The following is a 17,201-nucleotide window of genomic DNA, read 5'->3' on the forward strand; positions in this document are numbered from 1 at the left end:
GTGCCTGAAAGCACCGCGCGACGGGGTTTCGCCCGATTGCAGCGACCCGTGGAAACAGTGTTTTGCAGGCCATCCGGTTGCACATTGCGCAGATGCAAAAAAGGCCACCCGTAGGCGGCCTTTTTCGTCATGCACGAGAACAATCGACGCTTAGTCGACCGCGCCTTCGCGGCTCGCGCGACGACGCTCGTGCTCCTTCAGGAAGCGCTTGCGCAGACGGATCGACTGCGGCGTCACTTCGACGAGCTCGTCGTCGTCGATGAATTCGACCGCGTATTCGAGCGACATCTGGACCGGCGGCACGAGACGCACGGCTTCGTCGGTACCCGACGCACGCACGTTCGTCAGCTGCTTGCCCTTGATCGGGTTCACGACGAGGTCGTTGTCGCGGCTGTGGATGCCGATGATCATGCCCTCATACAGCGCGTCACCCGGCTTCACGAACATGCGGCCGCGATCCTGCAGCTTCCACAGTGCGTATGCCACCGCTGCGCCGTCGTCCTGCGAGATCAGCACGCCGTTGCGACGCTCGAAGACCGAGCCGTCCTTGACCGGTGCGTACGAGTCGAAGATGTGGCTCATCAGGCCCGTACCGCGCGTGAGCGTCAGGAATTCGCTCTGGAAGCCGATCAGGCCACGCGCCGAGATCTTGTACTCCAGACGCGTGCGGCCGCGGCCGTCCGACGCCATGTCGAGCATTTCGCCCTTGCGGCGACCGAGCTCTTCCATCACGCCGCCCTGGTGTTCGTCTTCGACGTCGACGGTCAGTTGCTCGAACGGCTCGTGACGCACGCCGTCGATTTCCTGCATCACGACGCGCGGACGCGACACGGCCAGCTCGTAGCCTTCGCGACGCATGTTCTCGACGAGAATCGTCAGGTGCAGCTCGCCACGGCCCGACACTTCGAACACCGTTTCGTCGCCCGTGTCCTTCACGCGCAGCGCAACGTTGTGGTTCAGCTCCTTCATCAGGCGATCGCGGATCTGGCGGCTCGTCACGAACTTGCCTTCGCGGCCAGCCAGCGGCGACGAGTTGACGAGGAAGTTCATCGTCAGCGTCGGCTCGTCGACGGTGATCATCGGCAGCGCTTCCGGCGTATCGACCGCGCAGATCGTCGCGCCGATACCGACGTCTTCAATACCGTTGATCAGCACGATGTCGCCCGCTTCGGCCGACTCGACCTGCACGCGCTCGAGGCCCTTGAACGACAGCACCTGGTTGATCTTGCGGTTCAGCACGTCGCCTTCCGGGCCGAAGCGCATCACGACCGGCTGACCCGGCTTGATGCGGCCACGCGTGATGCGGCCGACACCGATCCGGCCGACGTACGTCGAAAAGTCGAGCGACGTGATCTGGAGCTGCAGCGGCGCTTCCGGATCGGCCGGGCGAACCGGCACGTGCGAGAGGATCGCCTCGAACAGCGGACGCATGTCGCCTTCGCGAGCCGCCGGGTCGAGCGACGCGTAGCCGTTCAGGCCCGATGCGTAGACGATCGGGAAGTCGAGCTGCTCTTCGGTCGCGCCGAGCTTGTCGAACAGGTCGAAGGTCTGGTTGATGACCCAGTCGATCCGCGCGCCCGGACGGTCGATCTTGTTGACGACGACGATCGGCTTCAGACCGAGCGCGAGCGCCTTCTTCGTGACGAAGCGCGTTTGCGGCATCGGGCCTTCGACGGCGTCGACGAGCAGCAGCACCGAGTCGACCATCGACAGCACGCGCTCCACCTCGCCACCGAAGTCCGCGTGCCCCGGCGTGTCGACGATGTTGATGTGCGTGCCTTCGTATTCAACCGCGCAGTTCTTCGCGAGAATCGTGATCCCGCGCTCTTTTTCGATGTCGTTCGAGTCCATCACGCGCTCGGCAACCTGCTGGTTCTCGCGGAAGGTGCCGGACTGGCGGAGCAGTTGGTCGACGAGCGTAGTCTTGCCGTGGTCGACGTGAGCGATGATGGCGATATTGCGAAGGGCGCGGGTCATAGAAACCTGGAAATCGTTGAACGCGCAAACGCGCACGCTCGTTCGACACGTGCGCGCGCATTGCAGCTTGGAAACCACAAATTATAGCACGTGCGAATGTCGGGAGCCGGACTGCCCACCGCAACGCAACAAACAGCACGCCTCTTCCCCTTTCCCTTGCGCGCCGAATCGACCGTTCGGGGCCTCCGCCAGCCGACCGAAAACCCTTACTTCGACAAGGGGATTGGGGGCCACGGAGCGCACCCTGGACGGTTCGATTAACATTTGCCGCGGCAAACAATTGTGCCTATACTGCTGCCTAGTCAACTATTGCAGATTCAGGGTTTTATGTCGGATTCCACTTCCCAACCGCCCGTTTCGCCGCTGTCTTCGTATCAGATGAACGACAGCGTCGGTTATTTGATGTCGCGCGTGAAGTCGGTCATGACCAACCTCGTCACGCAACGCACGCAGGAAGAGCTCGGCATCACCGGCACGCAGGCGAGCATGCTGTTCATGATCGCGGTCGGCAAATGCTCGACGGCCGCCGAACTCGCGCGGGAATACGGAATCGACGCGAGCGCTGTCACTCGCCTGCTCGACCGCGTCGAGAAGCGCGGCCTGCTGTGCCGCGTGCGCAGCATCGAGGATCGGCGGGTCGTGCGTCTCGAACTGACCGACGAAGGCCGTGCGCTAGCCGAGCGGCTGCCGCCGGTGTTCCGCAGCGTGCTCGACGAACTGCTGGGCGGATTTACGCCGGAGGAAGTCGGGTTCCTGAAGAGCATGCTGCGCCGCATTCTCAGCAACTATTGCGAGACGGCAGGTGGCAGTGTCACGTAATAGTTGCCATAACAATAACTTTTGACAGATTAATGTAAGGAAATCCTTGCAGTGTCCATCATTCATTCCGAGTCAGGGCTCAGCGCGATGAAATCTACTCCGTTGTCCGTGCGCGCCGGTTCGTGCCGCGCCGCCGTCGCCGCCGCGGTTGCCGCGCTGGCGCTGGCAGGCTGCGCGAACTACATCGGCATCAAGAGCGACAAGCAGATCGCTCCCGCGTCGCAATTCGAAACCACCCAGAGCCTGCCGGCCCAGGGCGGCCACTGGCCAGCGCTCGACTGGGCCAACCAGTTCGGCGATCCGCAGTTGCCGAAGCTGATCGACGAGGCGCTCCAGGGCAACCCGTCGATCGCGCAGGCGCAAGCGCGTATCGCGAAGGCGTCGTCGTACATCGAGACGTCGCGCTCCAACCTGATGCCGAAGGCCGAGGCCAGCTACTCGTGGACGCGCGAGCTGTATTCGTCGAACGCGCTGTTCCCGCCGCCGTACGGCGGTCAGTGGTACAGCGAGAACAATGCGCTCGCGAGTGCATCGTGGGATCTCGACCTGTGGGGCAAGAACCGCGAACGCCTGCACACGGCCGTGTCGCAGGAAAAGGCCGCCGAAGCCGACATGCAGCAGGCGCGCGTCACGCTCGCGTCGTCGGTCGCCCGCACCTACAACTCGCTCGCGCAACTCTATGCGCTGCGCGACATCGCCCAACGCGAGATCACCAACCGCCAGACGGTCGGCAAGATCACCGACGGGCGCGTGTCGGCCGGCCTCGACACCAACGTGGAACGTCAGACCGCACGCGGCAATATCGCGACGACCCAGGCGTCGCTGTCCGACCTCGACGGCCAGATCACGACCGTGCGCTACCAGCTCGCCGCCCTGCTCGGCAAGGGTCCGGACCGCGGGCTGCAGATCGCCGCGCCGGTGCTGAACCCGACCGCCGATGTGGCGCTGCCCGGCAACCTGCCGGCCGACCTCGTGGCGCGCCGCCCCGACATCGTCGCCGCGCGCTGGCAGGTCGAAGCCGCCATGCACGACGTGAAGGAAGCGAAGGCGGAGTTCTTCCCGGACGTGAACCTCGCGGCCGGCTTCGGCTTCGATGCGTTCGGCTGGGGCAAATTCCTGAACTTCGCGAGCCGTCAGGCGCAGTTCGGCCCGGCCATCCACCTGCCGATCTTCGATGCCGGCGCGCTGCGCGCGCAGCTCAAGGGTCGCTATGCGGACTTCGACCTGTCGGTCGCGAACTACAACCAGACGCTGATCAACGCACTGAACGACGTCGCGACGCAAGTTGCGTCGATCCGCGCGGTCGATCGCCAGATGGACGACGCGCAGCGCGCGCTCGACGCGTCGACGCGTGCGTACGACCTCGCCGTGATCCGCTACAAAGCCGGCCTGTCGCCGCAGCTTCAAGTGCTGACCGCGGACAGCAACCGCCTCGCATCGGAACAGACCGTGACCAACCTGAAGATGCGCCGGCGCGACATGCAGCTCGCGCTGATCAAGGCGCTCGGCGGCGGGTTCGACGCGACCGGCACGCGACTCGCGGCGCCCGACGCGCCCGACACCGGCAAGCAGACAAAACAGGCCGCCAACTGATCCGGCGCCACCACTACGCAGACACTCGAAATAACGGACGGAGAAAATCGCCATGAGCGACCCTCAACAAAACGCCGCCAGCGCACAGCCGCAGAACAACGGGAAGCGCAAACGGATGATGACGCTGCTGATCGCGGTCATCGTGATCGCGGCCATCGCGTACGGTCTGTACTACTTCCTCGTCGCGCGCTTCCATGAAGAGACCGACGACGCCTACGTGAACGGCAACGTCGTGCAGATCACGCCGCAGGTCACGGGGACGGTCATCGCCGTGAAGGCCGACGATACGCAGACGGTCAAGGCCGGCGATCCGCTGGTCGTGCTCGATCCGGCCGATTCGCAAGTCGCGCTGCAGCAGGCCGAAGCGAACCTCGCGCAGACGGTGCGCCAAGTGCGCGGCCTGTTCGTCAACGACGACCAGTACCGCGCGCAAGTCGCGCTGCGCGATTCCGACCTGTCGAAGGCGCAGGACGACCTGCGTCGCCGCCTGGCCGTCGCGCAAACGGGCGCCGTGTCGCAGGAAGAGATTTCCCACGCACGCGACGCCGTGCGCGCCGCACAGGCGTCGGTCGACGCGGCACAGCAGCAGCTCGCCTCGAACCGCGCGCTGACCGCGAACACGACGATCGCATCGCACCCGAACGTGATGGCGGCCGCAGCGAAGGTGCGCGACGCGTACCTCGCGAACGCACGTAACGTGCTGCCCGCGCCGGTCACCGGCTATGTCGCGAAGCGCTCGGTGCAAGTCGGCCAGCGCGTGTCGCCGGGCAACCCGCTGATGTCGGTCGTGCCGCTGAACGCCGTGTGGGTCGATGCGAACTTCAAGGAAGTCCAGCTCAATCACATGCGCATCGGGCAGCCGGTCGAACTGACAGCCGACATCTACGGCTCGTCGATCGTGTACCACGGCAAGGTCGTCGGCTTCTCGGCCGGCACGGGCTCGGCATTCTCGCTGCTGCCGGCGCAGAACGCGACGGGCAACTGGATCAAGGTCGTGCAGCGCCTGCCGGTGCGTATCGAAATCGATCCGAAGGACCTCGAGAAGCACCCGCTGCGCATCGGCCTGTCGATGCAGGTCGACGTCAACATCAAGGATGAGCGCGGCGACCAGCTCGCCAACGCGCAGAACACGGTCTACGAGACCAACGTGTTCGCGAAGTACGGTGACGAAGCCGACGCCGAAATCGCTCGCATCATCGCGGCGAACGCCGGCGGCAACGCGGCAGCGGCACCGGCCGCGGCGAAGTCGAACGGCACCGCCAAGATGATGTAACGGCTCGATTCCGGAAAAACTACCGACATGGCACAGGCTCCTGTCTCCCACCCGCCCTTGCAGCGCGGGCAACTCGTGCTCGGAACGATCGCGGTATCGCTCGCGGTGTTCATGAACGTGCTCGACACGTCCATCGCGAACGTCGCGATCCCGACCATCTCGGGCGACCTCGGCGTGTCTTCCGACCAGGGTACGTGGGTCATCACGTCGTTCGCGGTCGCCAACGCGATCTCGGTGCCGCTGACGGGCTGGCTGACCGACCGCTTCGGGCAGGTTCGCCTGTTCCTCGCGTCGATCATCCTGTTCGTCATCTCGTCGTGGATGTGCGGGCTGGCGCCGACCCTGCCGTTCCTGCTCGCGTCGCGCGTGCTCCAGGGCGCGGTCGCCGGGCCGATGATTCCGCTGTCGCAATCGCTGCTGCTGTCCAGCTATCCCCGCGCGAAAGCGCCGATGGCGCTCGCCCTGTGGTCGATGACGACGCTGATCGCGCCGGTCGCCGGGCCGATCCTCGGCGGCTGGATCTCGGACAATTATTCGTGGCCGTGGATCTTCTACGTGAACATCCCCGTCGGCATCGCCGCAGCGCTTGCCACGTGGTCGATCTATCGCACGCGCGAATCGACGGTGCGCCGCGCGCCGATCGACGGCGTCGGCCTCGCGCTGCTCGTGCTGTGGGTCGGCTCGCTGCAGGTCATGCTCGACAAGGGCAAGGATCTCGACTGGTTCGCGTCGACCACGATCGTCGCGCTCGCGCTGATCGCGATCATCTCGTTCGCGTTCTTCGTGATCTGGGAGCTGACCGCGGAACATCCGGTCGTCGACCTGTCGCTGTTCCGGATGCGTAACTTCACCGGCGGCACGATCGCGCTGGCGGTCGGCTACGGGCTCTACTTCGGCAACCTCGTGCTGCTGCCGCTGTGGCTGCAGACCCAGATCGGCTATACCGCAACCGATGCGGGCCTCGTGATGGCGCCCGTCGGGCTGTTCGCGATCCTGCTGTCACCGCTGACCGGCAAGTTCCTGCCGCGCACCGACCCGCGCTACATCGCGACCGCCGCCTTCCTGACGTTCGCGCTGTGTTTCTGGATGCGTTCGCGCTACACGACCGGCGTCGACGAATGGTCGCTGACGCTGCCGACGCTCGTGCAGGGCATCGCGATGGCCGGCTTCTTCATCCCGCTCGTGTCGATCACGCTGTCCGGCCTGCCCGGCCACCGCATTCCCGCGGCATCGGGCCTGTCGAACTTCGTGCGGATCATGTGCGGCGGTATCGGCACGTCGATCTTCCAGACCGCGTGGGATCATCGGAACAACTTCCACCACGCGCAGCTGGTCGAGCAGACGAATCCGTATAACCCGACGTTCAACCAGGCCGTCACGCAGATGGGCAACCTCGGGCTCACGCAGGAGCAGGCTCATGGCCTGATCAACAACATGGCCACGCAGCAGGCTGCGCAACTCGGCGTGAACGATCTGTTCTACATTTCGGCGGCGATCTTCGTGCTGCTGATCGGGCTGATCTGGATCACGAAGCCCGAACGCGCGGGCGGCGGCGATGCGGGGGCGGCGGCGTCGGCTGCGCACTGAGCATCACGCTCAAAGCAACGCGCCAAACAAAAAACCCGGTCGATTCCGACCGGGTTTTTTTCGTTCCGACGATGGCGCTTGCGCGCCTCACGTCACTCAGCCGTCACGACGAGACGTTCGGGGGCGAGCACGCCGTTGGCCTTGCGCGCCACGCCAAGCAGGCGTTGGGCGTCGTACACGCGTACACGGTCGCCTTCTGCCGCGTCGATCGCATCGAGCGCCGACAGCGGCAGGCGCTGACCGTGCAGGAAGCGCTTCGCGCTGGCTTCGTCGAGCCGCACCAGCGGAAACGTCGACAGCAGCGCGTCGACCGGCTGAAGCCACGCGTCGCGTGCCGCTTCGGCCGCGTCGGACAGCGTGTCGAGCGTCACCGCATGCTCGAGGGTCAGCGCGCCGACACCCGTGCGGCGCAGCATCGTCAGATGCGCACCGCAACCGAGCGCTTCGCCGATATCTTCCGCGAGCGTCCGCACGTAGGTGCCCTTGCTGCAGGTCACACGAAACGTCACATCCGGCAGTTCGCAAGCGAGCAGATCGAGCGCATGGATCGTCACGTTGCGGCCTTCCCGCTCGACGGTCTGGCCCGCGCGTGCGTATTCATACAGCGGCTTGCCGTCGCGCTTGAGCGCCGAATACATCGGCGGCACCTGCACGATCGCGCCGGTAAAACGCGCAAGCGCTGCTTCCACCGCCGCGAGGTCGCATTCGACGGCACGCGTGTCGAGCACATCGCCTTCCGCGTCGCCGGTCGTCGTGCGCACGCCGAGACGCATCGTCGCTTCGTAGGTCTTGTCGGCTTCGAGCAAGTCCTGCGAAAACTTCGTCGCCTCGCCGAAACACAGCGGCAACAAGCCCGAGGCCAGCGGATCGAGCGTGCCGGTATGACCCGCCTTCTTCGCGAGAAGCAGGCGCTTCGCGCGAATCAATGCATCGTTGCTCGACAACCCGATCGGCTTGTCGAGCAAAAGGACGCCGTCCAGCGCGCGCCGCGGCACGCGTGGACGCTGGTTTGCTGCAGTCGTCATAGGGCGTGCGAGCTCAGTCGTCCTTCGCGGGCGCGTCGGCTTCGTCGTCGTCCTTCGCGCGCGTCGAGTTGGCTTCCTTGATCAGGCGCGACATTTCCACCGCCTTCTCGATCGTCTGATCGTAGTGGAAATGCAGCGTCGGCACGGTATGAATGTGCAGGCGCTTGAACAGCAGGTTGTGCAGGTGACCCGACGCGTGATTCAGCGCTTCCTGCGTCTTGTCCGGATCGCCGGTGAGCGCCGTGAAGTAGACCTTCGCATGCGCGTAGTCCGGCGTGAGTTCGACGCTCTGGATGGTCACGATGCCGACGCGCGGGTCTTTGACCTCGCGCATGATGAGTTCGGACAGATCGCGCTGAATCTGGTCAGCAATCTGAACGTTGCGATTGGGGGAGGTACGTTTCCTGGACATGATCGATCCGTGATCCGTTTATCAGGATAAAGCGGCGCGCCGTTGGCACGCCACCATGAAAATGGGCGGGACAGGCCCAAGCCTGCCCCGCCCCATGAGCCGATACGCGACGATTACAGCGTCCGTGCGACTTCGGTCACTTCGAATACTTCGAACTGGTCGCCTTCGGTGACGTCGTTGAAGTTCTTCACCGACATACCGCACTCGAAGCCTTGCTTGACTTCCTTCACGTCGTCCTTGAAGCGCTTCAGCGATTCGAGTTCGCCCGTGAAGATCACGACGTTGTTGCGCAGCACGCGAACCGACGACGAGCGCTTGACGATACCGTCGGTGACCATACAGCCAGCGACCGTACCGATCTTCGGCACCTTGAACACCTGGCGCACCTCGACCATACCGGTGATGACTTCGCGCTTCTCCGGCGCCAGCATGCCCGACATCGCCGCCTTCACCTCATCCACTGCGTCATAGATGATGTTGTAGTAGCGGATGTCGATACCGTTCGACTCGGCCAGCTTGCGCGCCTGTGCATCCGCACGCGTGTTGAAGCCGATGATGACCGCCTTCGATGCCGTTGCCAGGTTGACGTCGTTTTCGCTGATGCCACCCACCGCGCTGTGCACGATCTGCACACGCACTTCGTCGGTCGACAGCTTGAGCAGCGACTGCACGAGTGCTTCTTGCGAGCCCTGCACGTCCGCCTTGATGATGAGCGGCAGGTTCTGCACTTCGCCTTCGCCCATCTGCTCGAGCATGCTTTCCAGCTTCGCGGCCTGCTGCTTCGCCAGCTTGACGTCGCGGAACTTGCCCTGACGGAACAGCGCGATTTCGCGCGCCTTGCGCTCGTCCGGCAGCACGATCACTTCCTCGCCTGCACCCGGCACTTCCGACAGACCCTGGATTTCGACCGGGATCGACGGGCCAGCTTCCTTCGTCGGCTTGCCGTTCTCGTCGAGCATTGCACGCACGCGGCCATAGGCCGTGCCTGCCAGCACGATGTCGCCACGATTCAGCGTACCGGACTGCACCAGGATCGTCGCGACCGGGCCTTTGCCCTTGTCGAGCTTCGCTTCGATCACGATGCCCTTGGCCGGCGCTTCGACCGGTGCCTTCAGTTCCAGCACTTCGGCTTGCAGCAGCACGTTCTCGAGCAGATCGTCGATGCCCGCGCCCGTCTTTGCCGACACCGCCACGAACGGCGAATCGCCACCGTACTCTTCCGGCACGACGCCTTCCGCGACCAGCTCCTGCTTGACGCGATCGGGGTTCGCGTCCGGCTTGTCGATCTTGTTGATCGCGACGACGATCGGCACGCCACCCGCCTTCGCGTGAGCAATGGCTTCCTTCGTCTGCGGCATCACACCGTCGTCGGCAGCCACCACCAGCACCACGATGTCGGTCGCCTTCGCGCCGCGTGCACGCATTGCCGTGAACGCTTCGTGACCCGGCGTATCGAGGAACGTGATGACGCCACGCGGCGTGTCGACGTGGTAAGCGCCGATGTGCTGCGTAATGCCGCCCGCTTCACCCGCTGCAACCTTCGCGCGGCGGATGTGGTCGAGCAGCGAGGTCTTGCCGTGGTCGACGTGACCCATCACCGTGACGACCGGCGGACGCGGCAGTTGCTCTGCGTCGGTGCTGGTCTCGCCTTCGACCAGCAGCGCTTCCGGATCGTCCAGCTTCGCGGCAACCGCGCGGTGGCCCAGTTCTTCGACGACGATCATCGCCGTTTCCTGGTCCAGCACCTGGTTGATGGTGACCATCTGGCCCATCTTCATCATTACCTTGATGACTTCCGAGGCCTTGATCGACATCTTGTGCGCAAGATCGGCAACCGAAACGGTTTCCGGCACGTGCACTTCACGCACGATCGGTTCGGTCGGTGCCTGGAACGTCGACGAGCTGTCCTGGTGACGGCCACGACCCTTCGGGCCGCCGCGCCAGCCGCGGTCAACACCGCCGCTCGAATCGCCACGCGTCTTGATGCCGCGGCGCTTCGCTGCGTCGTCCTGCCAGCCGCCCTTGCCGCCGCCCGGCTTCTTGTTGCGATCGCCCGCACCTGCCGGAGCCTGCGTCGTCGCCGGCGCTGCACCTGCCGGCTTCTTCACGGCCGGACGTGCTTGCGCGCCTGCACCAGCAGGCTTGGCCGGCTTGTGCAGCGTGCCCTTCGCTTCGGCCGGCTTCGGCGGTTCCACCGGCTTCGGCGGCTCGACTGCCTTGACCACGGCCTTGCGCGGCGTGTTCATCATTTCGCGGATCGCGCGTGCTTCGGCTTCTGCTGCCGCGCGACGCTTGCTGATCTCTTCCTGCTCGGCGCGCGCCTTGTCCGCCGCCTCGCGGGCAGCGTCTTCGGCCTTCTTCGCCGCTTCGCGCTGCGCCGCGCGTTCTGCGGCCGCGCGTGCTTCATCCTGCGCGGACTGCGCACCCGCCGCTTCCTGCTTGGCCTCGGCGGCCTGCTGGGCAGCAGCCTGCTGAGCTGCAGCGGCTTCGGCCGCGGCACGCTTCGTCGCAGCCTCTTCCTCGGCGCGACGACGCTCGGCTTCAGCCGCTTCCTCGCGGGCACGACGCTCGGCTTCTTCGCGCTCGAGGCGCTCTTGACGCTCGCGCAGCTCCTGCGCCTGCTTCTCGAGCAGCTCGGCCTCGCGGCGCGCCTCTTCCTCGCGACGCTTCAGTTCTGCGTCGTCATCCGCTTCGGCGACCTGCGCCTGACCCTGTTCCGCACCCTCGCTCACTTCGTCGCGCTTGACGAACGTGCGCTTCTTGCGGACCTCGACCTGAATGGTGCGAGCCTTGCCCGTCGCGTCAGATTGCTTGATCTCCGACGTATGCTTGCGGGTCAGCGTGATCTTGCGCTTGTCGCCGTCGGTTGCGCCATGCGACTTGCGCAAATGATCGAGCAGACGCGCCTTGTCCGCTTCGGACAGCGCATCGTCTTCACTCGCTTTCTGGACGCCCGCTGCCTGCAGCTGTTCGAGCAGCACACCAGCAGGCATTTTCAGTTCCGCGGCAAATTGGGCTACGTTGTTACTCGCCATTCATTCCTCTTAGTGCAAGGACCGATTCCTTGCTGTTAGCATCGGGTCAGGCCATACGGCCGCCATCAAATCAGTGCGCCATGGTCATTTCTCACTGGAACCAATGTTCACGTGCTTTCATGATCAACGCCTTAGCGGCATCTTCTTCCATCCCGGTCATGTCGACCAGTTCATCCACGGCCAGCTCGGCGAGATCGTCCCGCGTCTGCATGCCATGTTCGGCCAGCTTCGTGAGCAACTCCGGCGTGATGCCGTCGAGGCCCTTCAAATCCAGCGCTGCATTCTCGACCTTTTCTTCGTTCGCGATCGCCATCGTCAGCAATGCGTCGCGTGCGCGGTTGCGCAGCTCATGCACGGTGTCCTCGTCGAATGCCTCGATTTCGAGCATTTCGTTGAGCGGCACATAAGCGATTTCTTCGAGACTCGTGAAGCCTTCGTCGATCAGGATGTCGGCAACTTCTTCGTCGACGTCGAGACGCGCCATGAACAGCGCACGCAGGCGGTCGCGTTCCTCACCCTGCTTCAGGGCGGACTCGTCCGGCGTCATGATGTTGATCTGCCAGCCGGTCAGTTCGCCGGCAAGGCGAACGTTCTGACCGCTGCGGCCGATCGCGACAGCCAGCTCGTTCTCGTCGACGACGACGTCCATCGAGTGCTTTTCTTCATCGACGACGATCGACTGGACAGCTGCCGGCGCGAGCGCGCCGATCACGAACTGGGCGGGATCCTCCGACCATAGCACGATGTCGATGTTTTCGCCACCGAGCTCGTTGCGCACGGCCTGCACGCGCGAGCCGCGGATGCCGACGCAGGTGCCGATCGGATCGATCCGCTTGTCGTAGGCGATCACGCCGATCTTCGCGCGCACGCCCGGATCGCGAGCCGCTGCCTTGATCTCGAGCAGGCCCTGCTCGATTTCCGGCACTTCCATCTCGAACAGCTTCATCAGGAATTCCGGCGCCGTACGCGACAGTTCGATCTGCGGGCCGCGCGCGGTGCGGTCGACCTTCGCGATGTACGCACGCACGCGGTCGCCCACGCGCAGGTTTTCCTTCGGGATCAGCTGGTCGCGGCGCAGCAGCGCTTCGACACGGCCCGATTCGACGATGAAGTTGCCCTTGTCCAGGCGCTTCACCGTTCCCGTCATGATCTTTTCGCCACGCTCGAGGTAGTCGTTCAGGATCTGCTCGCGCTCGGCATCGCGCACCTTCTGCAGGATCACCTGCTTCGCAGCCTGCGCGCCGATACGGCCGAACTCGATCGACGGCACCGGCTCCTCGATGAATTCGCCGACTTCGACGTCGGACTTCTGCTCACGTGCTTCGAACAGCAGGATCTCACGATCCGGCTCCTGCAAGCCTGCCTCGTCGGGGACGACGAGCCAGCGACGGAAGGTTTCGTGCTCGCCGCTTTCGCGATCGATATGGACGCGGATTTCGGCGCCTTCGTCGAACAGCTTCTTGGACGCGGACGCGAGCGCAGCCTCGAGGGCGCCCAGCACCACATCCTTGTCGACGTTTTTCTCGCGCGCCAGCGCATCCACCAGCATCAACACTTCGCGACTCATTATTTGCGGCTCCTAAAGTCAACTTGCGGAATCAGGCGGGCTTTATCGATATCGGCCAGCGTGAAATCCAGCATGGCTGCCTCGCCCTTCTCCCTCTCAAATTCCAAACCGATCGTTTCGCCATTCGGCGCGTGCAGAATGCCCCGGTACGTCTTGCGCCCGTCCAGCGGCTTTTTCAAGGTCACGGAAACTTCGCTGCCGGCGAAGCGCTCGAAGTCGGCCAGCTTCTTCAACGGGCGGTCGAGCCCCGGGGACGAGACTTCGAGCCGTTCGTAATCGATATTTTCGACCGTCAAGACGTGCTGGAGCTGACGCGTAACCTTTTCGCAATCTTCGAGCGAGATGCCGGCAGGCTGATCGATGTAGATGCAAAGCATGCCGCGCCCAGTGCGCTCGAGTTCCACCAGCTCGTAGCCGAGCCCGGTGACCGTGGTTTCTATCAGTTCCGTCAGTTGCACAGTGTCCTCTCAGGTGTTCGCGCCCGCCGCTCGCGATTCACCCGCGGGCGCGCGCCTTAGCCGGCGCAGGAAGCGCTACCCGAGATGCCTAACCGTTTCAGCAAAAAAAAATGGGCTGAACGCCCATCTTCTTACTGGTGGTCGCACCTGAGCCGCACATTGAATCCGTACGCCCAGCGACTCCGCGATTATAGCGATTTTTGGCGCAAACGCCAAGCCAGCCGGTAAAAGCGGCGTCCAGCCCGCCTTTACCGACCAAAAATACGAAACCGGATCACCCGACGAAGCGGGACAATCCGGCTGCGCGATATATATAGTCAGCGACGTGCCGACCAAACCGAAACGACGTCGATTCCGTCGGCACACCGCGGCTTCACGCCACGGTACGCCAGAAGCGCTCAGCGACCGCGCGAGCGGTTGCGCTGCGGACGCTGCTGACCGCCACGGCCACCACCGCCACCGCCGTTACCGGCGCCTTCGGCACGATTGCCGTTCGGCGTGCGGTTGCCGCCCTTGCCGCCGCCGCGCTTGCCACCGGCGCCTTCACGCTTCGGACCGGCGCCATACGACGCGCGGTTGCCGTCGACATCGCGACCGCCGCCCGAGCGATTGCCGTGACCCGACGGCGAAACCGGCAGGCTGCCGTAGCCGCTCAGACCCGGCAGGCCCGGGCCGCCGCGACGACCACCGCCACCGCCGCGACGCGGCTGATCGAGCTGACCGTGCGTCGTCAGCACCGGCTCACGGCTGATGAAGCCCATCGACGTCTGCATCGGATCCGGCTGGCGGCGCTCGGCCTGGCCACCCGCGCCGCGCTTGCCCTTTTCCTCGGTCGGCGCCTTCAGGCCGACGGTCGCCAGCAGCTTGCGCACCTGCGCCTCGTCGAGCTCTTCCCAGCGACCACGCTTCAGGCCGCGCGGCAGCGGAATCGGACCGTGACGCGTACGGATCAGGCGGCTCACCATCAGGCCGGCCGCCTCGAACATCCGGCGCACTTCGCGGTTGCGGCCTTCGGCCAGCGCGACGTGATACCAGTGGTTCGTGCCCTCGCCGCCGCCATCGCGAATGCGCAGGAAGTTTGCCGGACCATCATCGAGTTCGACGCCGTGCAGCAGCTTCTGCCGCATGCCTTCGGACAGCTCGCCGACGACGCGCACCGCATATTCGCGCTCGACGCTGTAGCGCGGATGCATGAAGCGGTTCGCGAGATCGCCCGAAGTCGTCAGCATCAGCAGACCTTCGGTATTGAAGTCGAGACGGCCGACCGCGAGCCATTTCGCCGTCTTCATCGGCGGCAGGCGGTCGAACACCGACGGACGGCCTTCCGGATCCGCATGGCTGACGATCTCGCCGGTCGGCTTGTGATACAGCAGCACGCGCGGCGGCTTGTTCGGCAGCTTGCGCTTGACCGGCTTGCCGTTGATCCGGACCTGGTCGGTCGGCATGATGCGCTGGCCGATGTGCGCGGGCTCACCGTTCACCGACACGCGGCCGGCGACGATCAGCTCTTCCATTTCGCGACGCGAGCCCATGCCCGCTTCCGCGAGCACCTTGTGAAGCTTCGGCGCGTCGTCGTCCGGTGACAACACGCGCTTGTTCGTCGGCTGGCTACGGCCGCGACGCAGCATCGGCGCACGCACGCCGCTACCGCCCGCCGAGTTGTCCGCGTCGAAGGCCGGCGACGTCACATAGGCAAACAGTTCGTCCTGCGACGCCTCGCTGTCGGCCTTCGCTGCGCCGCCCTCGGCTTTCGCCGCACCGCCGCGCCGCCCCTGGCCGCCTTGCGCGCCCTGGGCAGCCTTGGCTGCGCCTTCGCGCTTGCCGGCCGGCTTGCGCGCGCCTCGGGCCGCACCTTCCTTGCGCGGCGCACGGGCAGGCTGCTGCGCTTCCGCGGCTTCAGCCGGCTGCGCTTCCGCGCCTTCACCGCCCTGCGGCTCGCCGTCGGCGCCCTTCGACTTGGCCGCCGCGCGGCGACGTGCGATCAGGCTGCGCGGGCCGCGCCGCAAGCCGCGGCGGGGACGCTCGTCACCACCCGCGGCCGAAGCATCCTGCTCCGGCGCATCGTCGGCACGCGCAGCCTGCACGGCAGGCGCGGACGATTCAATATCGTGGATATCTGTCAAAACAACCTCAAAATGTCAGGTCTCGCGCCCGGCGGGGGCGCGGCAAGAAGTCGGCCGCGATCAGGCGCGGCGCTGTTCGGGTTCTGCTTCGTCGTCCGGCAGTGCGTCGGCGTCGATGGGCGCACTGGCACTACGTACGGCATCGGCAAGACTGTCGGACGTATCGTCCAGCATCTCGCCGTCCGCGGGACGGGAGCGTGAGGCGTCGGCTTGGCCAGCCTTGTCCGGCATGTCGCCGGCCGCTTCCGCTCCGTCTCCGGCAACCGCGTCGGCGGCCGGCTTGCGATCTTCCTCGTTCCATTCCACGCGCAGCGGCTCGGGCCGCACGCCGGCCGGCGCTACTTCGGCGCCGCCCTGTTCCGCTTGCCCGCGATCAACGTCCAGCGTATCGCGGTTCGGCATTTCCTGCGTCGCCGCGACGTCGCTCGCGGCGTCATTCGACGGCTCGTCGGCCACCGCTTCGCCTGCTTCCGGCTGATCGTCGGCAACCGGCGCATCGCCGTCGAAGTCCATCGCCTGCTGCGCGAGCAGCGCGGCCTCGATGTTTGCGGCAGGCTCCTCGAGTGCGGGCAGGTCGTCGAGCGCCTTCAGGCCGAGATCGTCGAGGAACTGCTTGGTCGTCGCGTACAGCGCCGGGCGCCCCGGCACGTCGCGATGTCCGATCACTTCGATCCAGCCGCGATCCTCGAGCTGCTTGACCACCTGCGTATTGACCGTAACGCCGCGAATCTCTTCGATGTCGCCGCGCGTGACGGGTTGCCGATACGCAATGATCGCGAGCGTTTCGAGCACCGCGCGCGAATACTTCGGCGGCTTCTCGGGATGCAGGCGGTCCAGAAAGTGGCGCATCGCCGGCTTGCTCTGAAAACGCCACCCGGTTGCCAGCGCCACCAGTTCAACGCCGCGACCGGACCAATCCTGTTTCAGATCTTCGAGCAACGTGCGGACCGTGTCAGCCGACACGCCGTCGGCAAAGAGCTTGCGCAAATCGCCGAGCTTCAGCGGTTCCTGCGCGCAGATCAAAGCAGTCTCGAGGACGATCTTCGCCTCTTGGGTATTCATGCAGCTAGGCCAGACCCTGTGGTCAAACGAACCGGATCAACAAACAGACGAAAGGAACGGAAGACGCGCTCGCCCGATTCTGATCGGTCATATTGATGGGAGCACGAACCGGGGGCGGCGAAACAACTTCAGGCCAGGCCCAAACCGGACGGAAACAGCACGGCTCAACGGCGGAACCGCGTGACTGAACGCCATATTACGCAAAATTGCCCGGTGCGTAAAGACACGCCGAACGCGCCGCCGCCCGCACGCCGCGCCCGCTCCGTCCCC

At 65.0% G+C, this 17,201-nt stretch carries 12 protein-coding genes; 4 read left to right on the forward strand and 8 right to left on the reverse strand.

The features are described 5' to 3' along the window. Positions 1 to 150: 150 nt before the first annotated feature. Positions 151 to 1,977, reverse strand: coding sequence for a translational GTPase TypA (typA, locus tag BX604_RS37515; RefSeq protein ID WP_098557056.1), 1,827 nt, complete (start codon positions 1,975 to 1,977; stop codon positions 151 to 153). Positions 1,978 to 2,304: 327 nt separating this feature from the next. On the opposite strand from typA, the gene BX604_RS37520 reads away from it, so the two are divergent. From BX604_RS37520 to BX604_RS37535, 4 genes are all read left to right on the forward strand, one after another. Beyond that, on the forward strand, positions 2,305 to 2,796 hold the full coding sequence (locus tag BX604_RS37520; RefSeq protein WP_098557057.1) for a MarR family winged helix-turn-helix transcriptional regulator: 492 nt from the start codon (positions 2,305 to 2,307) through the stop codon (positions 2,794 to 2,796). Between the two features lie 87 nt (positions 2,797 to 2,883). After that, on the forward strand, positions 2,884 to 4,389 hold the full coding sequence (locus BX604_RS37525; protein ID WP_098557058.1) for an efflux transporter outer membrane subunit: 1,506 nt from the start codon (positions 2,884 to 2,886) through the stop codon (positions 4,387 to 4,389). A gap of 52 nt (positions 4,390 to 4,441) precedes the next feature. Further along, complete coding sequence (locus BX604_RS37530; RefSeq protein WP_098557059.1) at positions 4,442 to 5,662, forward strand: HlyD family secretion protein; 1,221 nt, start codon at positions 4,442 to 4,444, stop codon at positions 5,660 to 5,662. A gap of 27 nt (positions 5,663 to 5,689) precedes the next feature. Then, positions 5,690 to 7,249, forward strand: coding sequence for a DHA2 family efflux MFS transporter permease subunit (locus BX604_RS37535; protein ID WP_098557060.1), 1,560 nt, complete (start codon positions 5,690 to 5,692; stop codon positions 7,247 to 7,249). A gap of 92 nt (positions 7,250 to 7,341) precedes the next feature. Here BX604_RS37535 and truB read toward each other — a convergent pair whose 3' ends face one another. From truB to scpB, 7 genes are all read right to left on the reverse strand, one after another. Then, entirely contained in the window at positions 7,342 to 8,274 is a 933-nt protein-coding gene (truB, locus tag BX604_RS37540; RefSeq protein WP_098557061.1) for a tRNA pseudouridine(55) synthase TruB, read from the reverse strand. A 13-nt stretch (positions 8,275 to 8,287) separates the two neighbouring features. After that, positions 8,288 to 8,686, reverse strand: coding sequence for a 30S ribosome-binding factor RbfA (gene rbfA / locus BX604_RS37545; protein ID WP_050012484.1), 399 nt, complete (start codon positions 8,684 to 8,686; stop codon positions 8,288 to 8,290). Positions 8,687 to 8,799: 113 nt separating this feature from the next. Continuing rightward, on the reverse strand, positions 8,800 to 11,721 hold the full coding sequence (gene infB, locus BX604_RS37550; RefSeq protein ID WP_098557063.1) for a translation initiation factor IF-2: 2,922 nt from the start codon (positions 11,719 to 11,721) through the stop codon (positions 8,800 to 8,802). A gap of 91 nt (positions 11,722 to 11,812) precedes the next feature. Continuing rightward, positions 11,813 to 13,288 (reverse strand): transcription termination factor NusA, encoded by a 1,476-nt coding sequence (gene nusA / locus BX604_RS37555; RefSeq protein WP_098557064.1) that lies wholly within the window; start codon positions 13,286 to 13,288, stop codon positions 11,813 to 11,815. Beyond that, positions 13,288 to 13,746: a ribosome maturation factor RimP gene (rimP, locus tag BX604_RS37560; protein ID WP_098557065.1), complete on the reverse strand. Its 459-nt coding sequence runs from the start codon at positions 13,744 to 13,746 to the stop codon at positions 13,288 to 13,290. The genes nusA and rimP overlap by 1 nt, the downstream gene beginning before the upstream one ends. Before the next feature lie 398 nt (positions 13,747 to 14,144). After that, entirely contained in the window at positions 14,145 to 15,869 is a 1,725-nt protein-coding gene (gene rluB / locus BX604_RS37565) for a 23S rRNA pseudouridine(2605) synthase RluB (RefSeq protein ID WP_098557066.1), read from the reverse strand. Between the two features lie 60 nt (positions 15,870 to 15,929). Continuing rightward, entirely contained in the window at positions 15,930 to 16,931 is a 1,002-nt protein-coding gene (gene scpB / locus BX604_RS37570; protein ID WP_098557067.1) for an SMC-Scp complex subunit ScpB, read from the reverse strand. Positions 16,932 to 17,201: the final 270 nt, after the last annotated feature.

The organism is Burkholderia sp. JKS000303 (genome assembly GCF_002563755.1).
GTDB classification, from domain to species: Bacteria; Pseudomonadota; Gammaproteobacteria; order Burkholderiales; family Burkholderiaceae; genus Burkholderia; species Burkholderia anthina_B.

Excerpts from the sequence above, each read along its gene's own strand:
- typA (WP_098557056.1), bottom strand. The coding sequence starts at position 1,977 with ATGACCCGCGCCCTTCGCAATATCGCCATCATCGCTCACGTCGACCAC.
- BX604_RS37520 (WP_098557057.1), top strand. The coding sequence starts at position 2,305 with ATGTCGGATTCCACTTCCCAACCGCCCGTTTCGCCGCTGTCTTCGTAT.
- BX604_RS37525 (WP_098557058.1), top strand. The coding sequence starts at position 2,884 with ATGAAATCTACTCCGTTGTCCGTGCGCGCCGGTTCGTGCCGCGCCGCC.
- BX604_RS37530 (WP_098557059.1), top strand. The coding sequence starts at position 4,442 with ATGAGCGACCCTCAACAAAACGCCGCCAGCGCACAGCCGCAGAACAAC.
- BX604_RS37535 (WP_098557060.1), top strand. The coding sequence starts at position 5,690 with ATGGCACAGGCTCCTGTCTCCCACCCGCCCTTGCAGCGCGGGCAACTC.
- truB (WP_098557061.1), bottom strand. The coding sequence starts at position 8,274 with ATGACGACTGCAGCAAACCAGCGTCCACGCGTGCCGCGGCGCGCGCTG.
- rbfA (WP_050012484.1), bottom strand. The coding sequence starts at position 8,686 with ATGTCCAGGAAACGTACCTCCCCCAATCGCAACGTTCAGATTGCTGAC.
- infB (WP_098557063.1), bottom strand. The coding sequence starts at position 11,721 with ATGGCGAGTAACAACGTAGCCCAATTTGCCGCGGAACTGAAAATGCCT.
- nusA (WP_098557064.1), bottom strand. The coding sequence starts at position 13,288 with ATGAGTCGCGAAGTGTTGATGCTGGTGGATGCGCTGGCGCGCGAGAAA.
- scpB (WP_098557067.1), bottom strand. The coding sequence starts at position 16,931 with ATGAATACCCAAGAGGCGAAGATCGTCCTCGAGACTGCTTTGATCTGC.